The 14,115-nt window shown below is 72.6% G+C and carries 11 protein-coding genes; 5 read left to right on the forward strand and 6 right to left on the reverse strand.

Annotated elements, in window-relative coordinates; translation table 11 throughout:
- Positions 1-164 precede the first annotated feature (164 nt).
- The 5 genes from ACQ9ZG_RS13370 to ACQ9ZG_RS13390 all read right to left on the reverse strand — a co-directional run bounded on the left by ACQ9ZG_RS13370 (position 165) and on the right by ACQ9ZG_RS13390 (position 6,588).
- Positions 165-1,631 carry an aldehyde dehydrogenase family protein gene (locus tag ACQ9ZG_RS13370; RefSeq protein ID WP_499280560.1) on the reverse strand — a complete coding sequence of 489 codons (1,467 nt, stop codon included), beginning with the start codon at positions 1,629-1,631 and terminating at the stop codon, positions 165-167.
- Positions 1,628-3,367, reverse strand: a complete 1,740-nt coding sequence (locus tag ACQ9ZG_RS13375; RefSeq protein ID WP_109916566.1) for an N-acyl-D-amino-acid deacylase family protein — start codon at positions 3,365-3,367, stop codon at positions 1,628-1,630. The genes ACQ9ZG_RS13370 and ACQ9ZG_RS13375 overlap by 4 nt, the downstream gene beginning before the upstream one ends.
- A gap of 203 nt (positions 3,368-3,570) precedes the next feature.
- Complete coding sequence (locus ACQ9ZG_RS13380) at positions 3,571-4,695, reverse strand: LLM class flavin-dependent oxidoreductase (protein WP_084994577.1); 1,125 nt, start codon at positions 4,693-4,695, stop codon at positions 3,571-3,573.
- A 166-nt stretch (positions 4,696-4,861) separates the two neighbouring features.
- The gene (locus ACQ9ZG_RS13385; protein WP_109916565.1) at positions 4,862-5,659 is read right to left on the reverse strand and encodes an SDR family NAD(P)-dependent oxidoreductase; all 798 of its coding nucleotides are present in this window, start codon (positions 5,657-5,659) and stop codon (positions 4,862-4,864) included.
- A gap of 11 nt (positions 5,660-5,670) precedes the next feature.
- Positions 5,671-6,588 (reverse strand): LLM class F420-dependent oxidoreductase, encoded by a 918-nt coding sequence (locus ACQ9ZG_RS13390; protein WP_018490036.1) that lies wholly within the window; start codon positions 6,586-6,588, stop codon positions 5,671-5,673.
- Between the two features lie 665 nt (positions 6,589-7,253).
- On the opposite strand from ACQ9ZG_RS13390, the gene ACQ9ZG_RS13395 reads away from it, so the two are divergent.
- Together ACQ9ZG_RS13395 and ACQ9ZG_RS13400 are read left to right on the forward strand one after the other, a co-directional pair.
- Positions 7,254-8,594 (forward strand): peptidase, encoded by a 1,341-nt coding sequence (locus ACQ9ZG_RS13395; protein WP_499280561.1) that lies wholly within the window; start codon positions 7,254-7,256, stop codon positions 8,592-8,594.
- Between the two features lie 191 nt (positions 8,595-8,785).
- Positions 8,786-9,835 (forward strand): aldo/keto reductase, encoded by a 1,050-nt coding sequence (locus tag ACQ9ZG_RS13400; RefSeq protein WP_109917417.1) that lies wholly within the window; start codon positions 8,786-8,788, stop codon positions 9,833-9,835.
- A 78-nt stretch (positions 9,836-9,913) separates the two neighbouring features.
- Here ACQ9ZG_RS13400 and ACQ9ZG_RS13405 read toward each other — a convergent pair whose 3' ends face one another.
- Positions 9,914-10,519, reverse strand: a complete 606-nt coding sequence (locus ACQ9ZG_RS13405; RefSeq protein ID WP_109917416.1) for a TetR/AcrR family transcriptional regulator — start codon at positions 10,517-10,519, stop codon at positions 9,914-9,916.
- 122 nt (positions 10,520-10,641) lie between these two features.
- Here ACQ9ZG_RS13405 and ACQ9ZG_RS13410 point away from each other — a divergent pair, with 122 nt between their 5' ends.
- The 3 genes from ACQ9ZG_RS13410 (at position 10,642) to ACQ9ZG_RS13420 (ending at position 13,963) form a co-directional block, all read left to right on the forward strand.
- Entirely contained in the window at positions 10,642-11,292 is a 651-nt protein-coding gene (locus tag ACQ9ZG_RS13410) for a flavodoxin family protein (RefSeq protein ID WP_499280563.1), read from the forward strand.
- Between the two features lie 26 nt (positions 11,293-11,318).
- Positions 11,319-12,479: an NAD(P)H-dependent flavin oxidoreductase gene (locus ACQ9ZG_RS13415; RefSeq protein ID WP_499280564.1), complete on the forward strand. Its 1,161-nt coding sequence runs from the start codon at positions 11,319-11,321 to the stop codon at positions 12,477-12,479.
- A 359-nt stretch (positions 12,480-12,838) separates the two neighbouring features.
- Positions 12,839-13,963: a glycoside hydrolase family 43 protein gene (locus tag ACQ9ZG_RS13420; protein WP_109914574.1), complete on the forward strand. Its 1,125-nt coding sequence runs from the start codon at positions 12,839-12,841 to the stop codon at positions 13,961-13,963.
- The last annotated feature ends 152 nt before the right edge of the window (positions 13,964-14,115 follow it).

Raw genomic sequence — 14,115 nt, forward strand, 5'->3', positions numbered from 1 at the left:
CGCTTCCCCGTGAACACCTCATCAATTCAAGGTCACATGCGCGTGAAGCCTTGTAATGCACGGCGGTCACGCGCGGGCGACGCCGTACGGTAATCGCAGCACTGTCCGTTTTGACCCGTTTCTAAAATTTCCCGCGCGCTTCCCGCGGGGGTGGCCGGACGGTCTCAGCCGGGCCAGACGATCGCCTGCGTCTCGCTGTAGGCATGCAGCGCGTACGAGCCCACGTCCCGCCCCACCCCGCTCTTGCGGAACCCGCCGAACGGGGCCTCCATGTTCCGCCCGACCGTGTTGACACCGACCCCGCCCGACCGCAGCCGCCGGGCGATCCGGAACGCGCGGGCCACGTCGGCGGACCAGACGTAGTCGATGAGGCCGTAGTCGCTGTCGTTGGCGAGCGCCACGCCCTCCTCCTCGTCGTCGAAGGGGACGACCACGACGACCGGCCCGAAGATCTCCTCGCGGACGACCCGCATGTCCGGGGTGCAGCCGGCGAGCAGGGTGGGGGCCACATAGAACCCCCGGGCCGGGCGGTCGGGGCGGGCTCCGCCCGTGACCACCCGTGCGCCCTCCTTCCGGCCCAGCTCCACATACGCCTCCACCCGGTCGCGGTGGGCGGCGGAGATGACCGGGCCGACGACCGTGGCCCGGTCGGCGGGGTCCCCGACGGTGAGCGCGTCCGCGTACGCGGCCAGCCCGGCGACCAGTTCGTCGTACCGGGACCGGTGGACCAGGACGCGGGTCGGGGCCGTACAGATCTGTCCGCTGTAGAAGGAGAAGGTGGTCCCGATCCCCGCGACCGCCGAGCCCAGGTCCGCGTCCGCCAGGACCAGCGCGGCGCCCTTCCCGCCCAGCTCCATCAGCTGCCGCTTCATCCCGCGCCCGCACACCTCCGCGATCCGCTGCCCGACGGCGGTGGAGCCGGTGAAGCTGACCATGTCGACGTCCGGGGAGTCGACGGCGGCCTCACCGGCCGCCGCGCCCGACCCGGTCACGACGTTGACCACGCCCGGCGGAACGCCCGCCTCCGCGAGGGCGGCGGCCATCCGGTAGACGGAGAGCGGATCCTGCGGGGCGGGCTTCACGACGACCGTGTTGCCCATCGCGAGGGCGGGCGCGATCTTGCCCGCCGGGTTGGCCCAGGGGTTGTTGTACGAGGTGACGCAGGTGACCACACCGACCGGCTGGCGGACGGCCAGCGCCCCGAAGATCCCGGCCCTCCCCATCGGCCCGGCCTCGTTGACCTGCGGCGGGACGGCCTCCTCGACCGGCTCCAGGGCCCCTTTCGCGTACCGCCGGAAGCGGGCGATGCCGACCCCGACCTGCATCCCCCGGGCGGTGGAGGCGGTGGCCCCGCTCTCCCGCCGGGCGATCTCGGCGTGGGCGGCGAAGTCGCGCCGGACGATGTCCGCCGTGCGGTCGAGGAGCGCGGCGCGCTCCTCGGGGCGGGTGCGCGACCAGGCCGGGAAGGCCGCTCTCGCCGCCGCCGCGGCCTCGTACACCTGGGCGCGGCTCGCCTCGGGGGCGAGGCCGACGACCTCCTCGGTGGCGGGGTCGACGACCTCGTAGTGGCCGTCGGCGGGCTCGGTCCACTCGCCGCCGATGAAGAGCCTCCCGGGGCTGTGACCGCTCACGCCGTACTCACCGTCCGGGTGTCACGGCCCGAGCGCAGGACCGTCCCCGGCACCGCCCCGGTCACCTTGTCGTCGCGCAGGGTCTCGGACCCGTTGACGCGTACGGAGACGATCCCGATGGCCTTGGCGTCCAGGCGCGGGCTCTCCCCGGGGAGGTCGTGGACGAGGGTGGCGGGCCCGGCGTCGATCCGCTGGGGGTCGAAGAGGACCAGGTCGGCGTGGAACCCCTCCTCGATCCGGCCGCGTTCGCGCAGGCCGAAGAGGCGGGCGGGGTCGTCGGTGAGCATCCTGACGGCGGTGGTCAGCGGCACGAGCCTGCGCCCGCGCAGGCAGTCGCCGAGGAAGCGGGTGGTGTACGGGGCCCCGCACATCCGGTCCAGATGCGCGCCCGCGTCGGAGCCGCCGAGCAGCACGTCCGGGTGGTCCCAGGTGCGGCGGCGCAGCTCCCAGGAGGCCGGGTCGTTGTCGGTGGGCATGGGCCACAGGACCGTACGCAGGTCGTCGGCGGCGCAGATCTCGACCAGGCAGTGGAAGGGGTCCTGGCCGCGTTCGGCCGCGATGTCGTCGACGACCCGGCCGGTGAGCCCTTCGTTGGCGGTGCTGTACGTGTCTCCGATGACGTACCGGCCGAAGTCCGCGAGGCGCCGGAAGACCCCGGCCTCCTTGCCGGCGGCGCGGCGGAGCATCCCGGCGCGGGTGGCGGGGTCGCGGAGGCGTTCGATCCGCTCGGGGACGGGGAGGGCCAGGATCTCGCCCCAGCCGGGGATGAGGTTGAGGGCGCAGAAGGTGCCGAGGGACATGTTCATCGGCGTGAGGATCGGCATGGTGAGCGCGACGATCCGGCCCCCGGCCGCGCGGGCGCGCTCGCTGGGGATCAGCTGGCGCGGTACGCGTTCGGGGACGGCGGCGTCGATGGTGAGCACGTTCCAGTTGAGCGGGCGCCCGGCGGCGGCGCTCATGTCGACCAGGAGGTCGATCTCCGCGTCGGAGAACTGGTCCAGGCACCCGGCGACGATCGCCTCCAGCTGAGTCCCCTCGTGCTCCCCGACCGCCCGGGAGAGGGCGAGGAGTTCTTCGGGGCGGGCGTGCCGGGAGGCGACGGGTTCGCCGTCGCCGTCGGAGTGCGTGGACGACTGGGTGGTGGAGAGCCCCCAGGCCCCGGCGTCCATCGCGTCGTGGAGGAGGGCGAGCATGGCGTCCAGCTGGGCGGGGGTGGGCTGCCCGCCGACCGCGTCCGCTCCCATGACGTACCGCCTCAGCGCGCAGTGCCCGACCATGAACCCGGCGTTGACGGCGATCCGCCCTTCGAGGGCGTCCAGGTACTCCCGGAAGCCGGACCAGGACCAGTCGACGCCCTCCTCCAGGGCTTTGAGGGCCATGCCCTCGACCCGGGCCATCATCCGGCGGGTGTAGTCGGCGTCCTCCGGCCGGTCGGGGTGGAGCGGCGCGAGGGTGAAGCCGCAGTTGCCGCCCGCGACGGTGGTGACGCCGTGGTTCATGGAGGGGGTGGCGTACGGGTCCCAGAAGAGCTGGGCGTCGTAGTGGGTGTGCGGGTCGACGAACCCGGGGGCGAGGACCAGCCCGTCGGCGTCCTCGCTGGTCACGGCCTCTTCGGCGACGGTGCCGGGCTCGGCGATGACGGCGATCCGGCCGCCGCGGAGGCCGACGTCGGCGGTGTACGCGGGCCCGCCGGTGCCGTCCACGACGGTCGCGCGGCGGATGAGGTGGTCGAGCATGACGGAGTCCCTTCCGGTGGGTTCCTTCTTCGGCTCGGTGGGACAGCCGGGGCACGTACGCCTTGGCCGCGGTACGTGCCCCGGCTCGCCGGGCGACGGTCCGGGAAGCCGCCGCCCGGTTCCGGCCCCGCCGGCGTTCGGGGCGCGGGGTTCGGGGCGCGGGGTTCGGGGCGGAGCCCCGGTGGGGGCCCGGGGCAGGCGGATCAGCCGGCCGCGGCCCGCATCCGCGAGGTCCGGTGCACCGGGTCCGTGTCGATCTCCGGGATCACGTGCTCCCCGATCAGCCGGATCGTCGTCATCGTGTCCTCGGGACTGATCCCGATCGGCAGCCCGAAGCTCAGCTGGTCCGCCCCCGCCCGGTCCCACCTCCGGCACTGCTCCAGCACCTCGCCGGGATCCCCGCAGATCATCAGCTCCTCCGCGATGAGGAGTTCGACGATCTCCTCGGTGTACTCCGGCAGCAGCTGCGGCCACTCCGGAATCCCCTCCGGCCGCGGGAACGTGTCGTGGTAGCGGAACAGCAGCGACTGGAGGTAGTTCAGCCCCCCGCCCACCGCGATCTCCACCGCCTTGGCGTGCGTCTCGGCGCAGATGGCCGTGGAGGTCACCATCACGTTGTCGTTGACGAACGCCCCCACCGGCTCGGCGTCCTTGACCGCGTTCTTGTAGGACTCGACGACCCACTCCATGTCGGAGACCTTCTGCACGCTGAAGCCCAGCACGCCGAGCCCCTTCTTCCCCGCCATGGCGTACGAGGACGGGGACCCGGCCGCGTACCACATGGCCGGGTGCGCGCCCCCGTACGGCTTCGGCAGGATCTTCCGGGGCGGGAGCGACCAGTGCTTGCCCTGGAAGCCGGCGTACTCGTCCTGGAGCCACATCCTGGGGAACTCGGCGATCGTCTCCTCCCACAGCTCCTTCGTGTGGTTCATGTCGGTGATGCCCGGCATGAACCCGAGGATCTCGTGGCTGCCCGCCCCGCGCCCGGTGCCGAACTCGAAGCGCCCTTCCGAGAGATGGTCGAGCATGGCGACCTTCTCCGCGACCTTCACCGGGTGGTTGACGGGCGCGAGCGGGTTGAAGATGCCCGAGCCGAGGTGGATGCGCTCGGTGGCGTGGGCGAGATAGCCGAGGTAGACGTCGTTGGCGGAGAGGTGCGAGTACTCCTCCAGGAAGTGGTGCTCGGAGGCCCAGGCGTACTTGAAGCCGGACTTGTCCGCCTGGATGACGTACTCGGTCTCCTCGATCAGCGCCTTGTGCTCTGCCTCGGGATCCGCCTTCGCGCGCGCGGCGGGCACGTACCCCTGAACAAAGAGCCCGAATTCCACGGAGGTTCACCGTCCTCACGTAAGCCTGAAGTAGTCCTGCCGGGCCCCCCGGCAGATTTCTGACGCTTCGTCAGATTGTGATGCGACCGACTGTTCCACCGCCGCTGCGGCCCGTCAATAGCTGACGCTCCGTCAGATACGGTGCCCGCACCGCGCGCAGTCCGGCTCAGAACGGACTCACTCCGGCCAGCCACCCCCCGTCGATCACGAACGGCTGCCCGGTGATGTACGAGGAGTCCTCGGCGGTCAGGAAGAGGGCCAGCGCGGCCACCTCCTCGGGCCGCCCGATCCGCCCCAGCGGCACGAGCTTCCGGTAGTACGCCTCCAGCGCCGCGTCCGAGGTGCTCAGGTCGGCGTCCGGGTCCAGCCGGGCCGGGTTGCTCATCGCCGTGTCGATCGCCCCCGGGCAGATGGCGTTGACCCGCACCCCCTTGCCCGCCAGCTCCACGGCGGCCACCTTCGTGAGCCCCAGGACGGCGTGCTTGGTCGCCGCGTACGCGCCCACCAGGGGCATACCCGTCAGGCCCGTGTACGAGGAGGTGTTGACGATCGTCCCGCCGCCCGCCGCCTCGATCTCCGGCGCGACGGCCCGGATCCCGAGGAACGCACCCGTCAGATTCACCTGCACCACCTGCTGGAACTCGGCCAGCGGGGTGTTGACCAGCTCGTTGAAGCGCAGGATGCCCGCGTTGTTGACGAGCCCGTCGATCTTCCCGAAGGCGTCCCTCGCAGTGGCGACGGCGGCGGCCCACTCCTCCTCCCGCCCCACGTCCAGCCGGACGAAGAGAGCGCGGCCCGCCCCGAACTCCTCGCCCAACTCCTCTGCCAGCGCCTCCCCCCGCTCGACCAGAACGTCCGCGACGACCACTCGCGCCCCCTCGGCCGCGAAGAGCCGCGCCTCCTGCTCGCCCTGCCCGCGCGCCGCCCCGGTGACCAGGACGACCCGCCCGTCCAGCTTGCCCATGCCGCTCTCCCCTACTGGTCGGACCGGTCGAGGTGCGGGGCCACGTCCGCCCCGAACGCCGCCATCTGGTCGGTCAGTTCGGCCACGCTCCGGCTGCGGAACCGCACCTGGATCTGGTGCACGCCCATCGCCGCGTACTCCCGCAGCGACGCGGCCAGCTCCTCCGGCTTCCCGGCGAGAGTCCGCCGCCCGACGGGCCACCCGGGCTCACCGACGTACAGCGGTTCGGTGATCGCGCCGATGACGATCGGCTCCTCGACCCCCGCCTCCGCCCGCAGGGCGCGCACCCGGGCGATCTGCGCGGGCAGCCGGTCCCGCGGGTCGCCCTGCGGGAGCCAGCCGTCCCCCCGCACGGCGGCCCGGCGCACGGCGGCGGGCGAGGAGCCGCCCACCCAGACCGGCACCCGTTCCTGCGCGGGGCGCGGCAGTTGGCCCAGCCCGCCGAAGGAGAACCGCTCCCCCGCGAACTCCGGGTACTCCTCCGGCCCGAGCGCCGCCCGCAGCGCGTCGATGGTCTCGTCGAGGACCGGACCGCGCCCGTCGAAGTCGGCCCCGACCGCCTCGAACTCCTCCCGTACGTGACCGGCCCCGACGCCCAGGATCAGCCGGCCGCCGCTGAGGTGGTCGAGCGTGGCGTACTGCTTGGCGGTGATCAGCGGATGGCGCAGCCCGACGACGGCGACATGGCTGAGCAGCAGGACGCGTTCGGTGATCCCGGCGAGGTACGAGAGCGTGGCGACGGGGTCGTACCAGACCGTGCTCATCCCCTCCGCGAGGCGGCGCGGGATGGCGATGTGGTCGCAGCTCGCGATGTAGGCGAAGCCGGAGCGGTCGGCGGCCCGGGCGATCCGGGCGAGGTCGGCGGGGGCGGCGGACGCCTCCCAGGGTTCGGCGTAGAGGGCGCTCTGCGACTGGATCGGGAGCTGCATCCCGTACGGGAGCCTCCCGCCGGGCACCGGCCGGAGCGGCTGGTTCCCGTCGGGCGGCCGTGAGGGTGAGAACGGCGGCGGCGGTGGTGAGGGTGGCGGTGGTGGCTGCGGTCCCGGGTTCGGCACGGTGGCCTCCTTCCCTTCGGTCCGGCCCGGCGCGATCCCCGCCGCCCCGGGTCACGGCAGCCGCCATCGTCATACCTGACGGACCATCAGACAAGGGGTGCGGGGCGGGGAAGAGGAGCGACCACGACCGGAGCGGCCCGGCCGCCAGCCCGCCCGCCCGCCCGCCCACAGACGTACGCCGACACGACCCACGGGACCTGCCGGGGCCCGCAAACCCGCGAACCCGCGAATAAGCGGAATCATGGATACCCGAATGCCGCACTCCGGATAAAGGGAAGGGAATGCGGGTGCACCGGCGCCACGCCACCCGGCATCCCTTTTCCATGGTGTTGATCACAGGAAAAGCACAGCCCCGGAGAGCAACTGTCCCTTTTCGCTCTCTCTGTCTGTCGACAGCACCACCTGTCCGCCCGTACCGGCCGGAAAACTCCCACCGTACGTTCGCACGTGCGCCATACCATCACCACAGGCCACCCGCGCGTGATCCTGCCGCCGGGAGGGCCGCTCCCCATTCTTCGTCCCGAACCCAAAGGGCCCATGTGAAGATTCGCCGCATTCTCGCTACGGCCGTCGTCGCCGCCGTGACGACGCCCGCCGTCATACTCTCCGTCACCCCGGCATTCGCCGACACGAAGCCCGCCGGGCAGACGCAGACCCCGGCGGAGGCACAGGCACAGGCACAGGCACAAAAGCAGGCTCAGGCACAGAACAAGCCGACCCTCAAGGAACTCGAGAAGGCGGCGGCCGAGGCGCGGAAGGCGTACGACGCGGCCCTCGCCGCCGAGAAGGCCGCGGAGGCGGCGGTGCAGGCGGCGACCTCCGAGACCGCTCCCCTCGCCGTGGAGGCCAAGGCCGCCCGGAAGGCCGCGGACGACGCCGCAGTGGCGAAGGGCACCGCCGACAAGGCGGTCAAGGAGGCGCAGGAGGCGCTCGGCAAGCTGACCGAGACCACCCCCGACGAGGAGCGGAAGGCCGCCGAGAAGGCCCTCGCCGATGCCACGACCGCGGCCGAGAAGGCTGCGGCGGCCCACCTCACCGCCGAGACCGACGCCAAGGCCGCCGAGAAGCTTGTGGAGGACGCGCGGGCCGAGGCGTTCCGCGTCCTCCACAAGGCGCGGGAGGCCGTGAAGGAGACCCGTGCCGCCAAGGCGGCCGCCGACGCGGCCGTGGAGCGCGCCAAGGAGGAGGAGAACCAGGGCGGCGGCGAGGAGTGCGTCGACGACCCCGGCCTCACCACGACGGTGACGGGCCTGCCCGACACGGTCACCGCCGGCACCGTCACCACCTTCTCGGTCCGGGTGGCCAACAACACCGGGAAGGACCTGGAGAAGGTCCTCACGTACGCGAGCGTCCACGCCACCGACAAGGACGGCGCCGAGGACATCGCCAAGTACCTGGAGCTGAAGTGGTCGACCGCCGCTTCCCCGAAGTGGCAGAACGTCGACGGCGACCTCTACATCGACGCCATCGGCGCGCTGAAGCAGGGCAAGCAGGCGGACATCAAGCTGCGCCTGGACGTCGACGCCAAGGCCCCGGCGGGCCAGGGGCTCACCTTCATCGCGGGTGACTACTTCAACGAGGACGGCTCCTGCGGCCTGACGCCCGACGCCGCCGTCAACGAGTTCGCCATCAAGGCGGCGGCCAAGCCCGTCACCAAACCGTCCCCCGAGCCGAGCACGACCGCCCCCGCCGCTGGCTCCGGCGTGACCCCGCAGGGCTCGGGTTCGAGTGTCCCGGTGACCACCACGAACGGCACCCTCGCCGCCACCGGTTCGTCCGACGCCACCGCCCGGCTCGCCCTGGCGGCCGGCGCGGCCGTGGCGCTCGGCGCGGGCGCGGTGTTCATCACCCGCCGCCGCACGGCGGGCGCCGACGCCTGAGGCGTACGACCGTGAACGGAAAGGCCCCGCCGCGCACCGCGGCGGGGCCTTTCCCGTACGCACGCCCTCTCCTCACCGCCCTCTCCATTCCCTTGCCCTGGAGTGCGCTCCAGGTCCTAAAGTGCCGCGAAGCACGGCCGTCCGACAGCGGGCGGCGGAACCGCGGGAACGGGAAAGGGAGGAACGGGGACATGCGTTATCGCACACTCGGCGGCACCGGAATCGAGGTGAGCGCCCACTGTCTCGGCACGATGATGTTCGGCGCGGTGGGCAATCCCGACCACGACGATTCCGTACGGATCATCCACGCCGCCCTGGACGCGGGCATCAACTTCGTCGACACGGCGGACATGTACTCCTCCGGCGAGTCCGAAGTCATCGTCGGCAAAGCGCTCAAGGGCCGTCGTGACGACGTCGTCCTGGCCACGAAGGTCCATTTCCCGATGGGCGAGGGACCCAACCGGGGCGGCAATTCCCGGCGTTGGATCGTCAAGGAGGTCGAGGAGAGCCTGCGGCGCCTCGGCACCGACTGGATCGACCTCTACCAGGTCCACCGCCCGGACCACACGACGGACATCGAGGAGACCCTGTCCGCGCTGACCGATCTCGTACGGCAGGGCAAGATCCGTACGTTCGGCTGCTCGACGTTCCCGGCGGAGGAGATCGTCGAGTCCCATGTGACCGCCGAGCGGCGGGGGTCGGGGCGCTTCAGGACCGAGCAGCCGCCGTACTCGATCCTCGCCCGGGGCATCGAGAAGTCGGTGCTGCCTGTCTGCCGCCGGTACGGCATGGGGGTCCTCACCTGGAGCCCGCTGGCCTCCGGCTTCCTCACCGGCAGGTACCGCAGGGGCGGCACGATCGACCTGTCCACCGGCCGCGCGGCCCTGCAACCCCACCGCTTCGACCCGTCGTCCCCGCTCACCGCCGCCAAGCTGGAGGTGGTGGAGCAGCTGGTGGCCGTGGCCGAGAGCATCGGCACCACGCTGCCCGAGCTGGCCGTCGCGTTCCCCCTCGCCCACCCGGCGGTCACCTCGGTGATCATCGGCCCGCGCACGATGGACCAGGTGGAGAGCCTGCTCAAGGGCGCTTCGCTGACGCTGGACGACGAGACCCTGGACCGGATCGACGCGATCGTTCCCCCGGGGACGGACGTCTACCCGCCGGACGGCGCCTGGACCCCGCCGTCCCTCACCGAACTCCCGCTGCGCAGGCGGCCGGTGGGCGAGAGGTCGGGAGCGTAGGCCAGCACGGCCGGCGGCCCAGGCACGACGGGCGCGACAGCTGCGACAGCTGCGACAGCTACGGCACCCGCGCGGCCCCTACGAACGATCGGCGGCCTGGAGCAGCAGCAGGGTGTGGGGCCAGAGGCCGTCCAGGACGGCCGGGTCGTTCTTGAGCTTGGCCAGCAGGACCATCCCCTCCAGCTGGGAGATCACCGCCTGGGCGGCCTCCCGCCCGGCGCGCCCGGCGGGGATGGACCCCTCGGCCGCCGCGTCGACGAGCGCGCCCTCCACGAGGCGGATCTGCTCGTCGAAGACCTCCTCCAGCCTGGCCCGCACGTCCGGCTCCTGGGTGCTCAGCTCCAGGGCGAGGTTGCCCAGCATGCAGCCCTCGACCGCGCCGGACTCCTCCTTCGCCCGCCGCTGGACCCCGGTCATGGCCGCGAGCAGCCGCTCCAGTCGCTCCAGAGCAGCACCCTCGCCGCTCAACTCACCATGCCAGCAGTCCCGTTGACTGTCCCAATAGGCGTCGATCACCGCGACCGTCAGGGCCTGCTTGGAGGCGAAGAAGTGGTAGAAGCTGCCCTTCCGCACATCCGCCCTGGCGCAGATCTCGGCGACGCCGAGGCTGCCGTAGCCACGGCCGCGCATCAGCTCCTCGGCCGCGCCGACGAGTCGTTCCTTCGCGGTGCTGGTACGTCCCATGGCAGCGAGTATACGTCCGGTCAACTATCACCCGGGAGGGCCGGGGGTGATTTTTAGTTGACCGGTCGTCTAGAGTCATCACCGGTGGCGGGACCAGCCCGCCGTCGATCTTTGGAGCCCCCATGTCCGAAGCCAGGACACCCGCACCATCCGAGACGTCCTCCGCCCCCGTCTCCGTCGCCATCGCCTACCACAGCGGCTACGGGCACACCGCCCGCCAGGCGGCGGCGGTCGCGGCGGGCGTCGACTCCGTCCCCGGGGCGGCGGCGGACCTCCGGGACGTGACCACGCTCGACGCCGACCTCTGGGCGGCCCTGGAGGCGGCCGACGCGATCGTCTTCGGCTCCCCGACCTACATGGGCGCCACCTCCGCCGTCTTCCAGCAGTTCGCGGAGGCGAGCAGCGCGATCTGGGCGGCGCGCGGCTGGCAGGACAAGCTCGCGGCGGGCTTCACCAACTCGGCCGGTCTCAACGGGAACAAGGACAACACGCTGCTCTCCATGGCGGTCCTGGCCGGCCAGCACGGCATGCACTGGGTCTCCCTCGGCCTGCTGCCCGGCTGGCTCTACACCTCCACCGGCACCCCGGACGAACCGAACCGCCTCGGCGGCTTCCTCGGCGCGATGGCCCAGTCCCCCGCCGACCTGGGCCCGGACCGGGCGCCGGGCGAATCCGACCTCCGTACGGCACACCACCTCGGCGCCCGGGTCGCCCGCACCGCCCTCCGCCTCGCCCACGGCCGCGAGGCCGCCGCGCACCTGGCCGCGGCATGAGCGGGGCCGGCATGAGCGGGGCCGGCATGAGCACGGGCAGCGCCGGCGGTACGGGAGCGGGGCGGCTGGAAGAGCTGCTGGACCTCCGGCTCCCGGTCGTCCAGGGCCCGTTCGGCGGCGGGCTGTCGACCGTCGCGCTGGCGGCGGCGGTCAGCGAGGCGGGCGGGCTGGGCTCGTTCGGGGCGCACATCATGACGCCCGACGCGATCACGGAGGTGGTCGGCAGGCTGCGGGCGGCGACGGCGCGGCCGTTCGCGGTGAACCTCTGGGTCCCGCAGGAGGGCGAGCGGTCCTCCTTCCGGGCGGCGGAGGCGGCACCGCACGCGGAGCGCCTGATCCCGTACGCGGACGAACTCGGCCTCCCGGCGCCCCACGACGGAGGGCACGCGGAGAGCCACCCTTCCTTCGACGACCAGGTCGACGCCCTGCTGGCCTCGGCGCCCCCGGTCATCAGCTTCGTGATGGGCGTGCCGCCGGTACGGGTGGTGGCGGAGGCGCGACGGCGGGGCATCGTGCTGTTCGGTACGGCGACGACGGTGGACGAGGCCGTGGCGCTGGAGGCCGCGGGCGTCGACGTGGTCGTGGCGTCGGGCAGCGACGCGGGCGGGCACCGGGGGGCGTTCCTGCGGCCGGTGGCGGAGTCGCTGGTGGGGACGTTCTCGCTGGTGCCGCAGGTGGTGGACGCGGTGTCGGTGCCGGTGGTCGCGGCGGGCGGCATCGCGGACGCCCGGGGCGTGGCCGCCGCGCTGGCACTGGGGGCGCACGCCGTACAGGTCGGGACGGGGTTCCTCGCCACGGCGGAGTCCGGCGCACCGGCCGTCCACAAGGAGGCGCTGCACAGCCCGGAGGCCCGGACGACGGTGCTCACCCGCCTCTACTCGGGCCGCCCGGCCCGGGGCATCCCGAACCGTTTCGTACGGGAGATGGCGGCGTACGAGGGAGAGGTGCCGCCGTACCCGCTCCAGAGCCTGCTGATGCAGCCGCTCCGGACGGCGGCGGCGGCCCAGGACCGCCGGGATCTCGCCGCGCTCTGGGCGGGCCAGGCGGCACCACTCACCCGCCCGGCACTGACGGCCGGGGAGTACCTGGCCAGGCTGACGGGGAGCGCGAGCCCCTCGGGTACCCGGGGCACCCCGGGCGCCTCAGGCACCCCGGGCACCTCAGGTTCCTCCGGCACTCCGGACTGAGCCCTTCGGCAGGTACACGAGCGCGGGGGACGGGTGGTGGTCGGGATGAGGACCGGTACGGCACCGAGGAAGCGCACGCCCATGCCGACCACCACCCCGAACGGTCCCGCCCCACACGATCCAACCCCGCACGATCCGGCCCCGCATGGCTCGTTGACACCCCCACCCCCCGCCGGGATGCTGTGAGAGCGCTCTTCCAACGATAGAAAGCCACCCCGGACGCACGCCCCGGATACGCGAACACCGGAAGCGCACACCGGACAGGGCGGCCCCCCACCCCGCAGCCTCCGCCGCTCACCCCCGCCCGCCCTGCCCGCGCACCACCCCCCTCGGAGGCACACACGGGAGCGAGCCCGCCCATGAGACCGTTCCGCCGCTCTTCCACCCCGGCCGCCACCACCCTCTCCGCCCTCGGCGTCCTGGCCCTGGCCGCCACCCTCACCGCCACGCTGTTCCTGTCCGCCCCCACCACGGCCCAAGGCGCCTCACGTGCGGCCGAGTTGGCTCCGCGTGGCCAGACGAGCCTGCGGGCCGCCGACCCGAGTGTGCTGAGGGTGGGCAGCACGTACATCGGCGTGCAGTCGACCGGCGGAGGCATCGCCGTACGGCAGGCGTCGTCGACGGACGGCCTCGCCACGGCCCCCGCACGCCAGGTCTGGGCGGACACCCGCGACCGGGGCGAGGTCTGGGCGCCGGAGATCGTGATGGACGGCGGCCGGTACTACATCTACTTCACGGCCGGCCGGGGCGCCGCGCACCGCATGTTCGTGATCAGCTCCGCCGCCCCCGACAGCGGTTACGGCGCCGAGACGCAACTCGCCCTGCCGGACGGCAAATGGGCGATCGACGGCACCCTGTTCACGTTCGAGGGGCAGCGCTGGTTCGTCTGGTCGGGCTGGGCGGGTGACACGAACGTGGAGCAGAACCTCTACATCGCCCGGATGAGCAGCCCCACGCAGCCCACGGGCGCCCGGTACGTCATCTCCCAGCCGCGCGAGAGCTGGGAGCGGGTGGTGGGCAACCCGTTCATCAACGAGAGCCCGGAGGCCATCAAGGACCCCAACGGCCAGCTGCACATCGTCTATTCGGCCAACGGCAGCTGGAGCGAGCAGTACTGTCTGGCGGATCTGCGGCTGCGCAAGGGCGGCGACCCCACGTACGTATGGGACTGGTACAAGTCGAACGGCTGCCTCTTCGGCTCCAACCGGTCGACGATGATGGCGGGTTGGGACCCGACGCTGTACGTGAACGGGCCCGGCCACCACACCTTCGTCCTGCTGCACGGCGACATCGACACCAGCCCGCCGGCGGGCCCCAGGTTCCCGTCGATGTTCCACGCGGTCCCGAAGGGCACCCCGTACTCCTGGGCCAACCGCCACTGGTACACGGGCACGTTCGCCTGGTGGGGCAACACCACGTACTCCCGGGCCAACGTCCCGGGGCCGAACACGGACACGGGGTGGAGCCTGAAGTTCTTCGAGTGAGCCGTACGGGCACGGGTGCGGCAGCTCGGGGGCCACGGGCCTTGCGTGGGCGGGACGCCACACCGGGCGCGGAGGCCGGCAGGCCGGGGCTCGGGTGCCCGGGGCCCCGGCGGCTCGGGTGCCCTGGGGCCCCTGGGGCCCAGCTATCCGGT

It is taken from the genome of Streptomyces araujoniae (assembly GCF_050871195.1).
GTDB classification, from domain to species: Bacteria; Actinomycetota; Actinomycetes; order Streptomycetales; family Streptomycetaceae; genus Streptomyces; species Streptomyces bacillaris.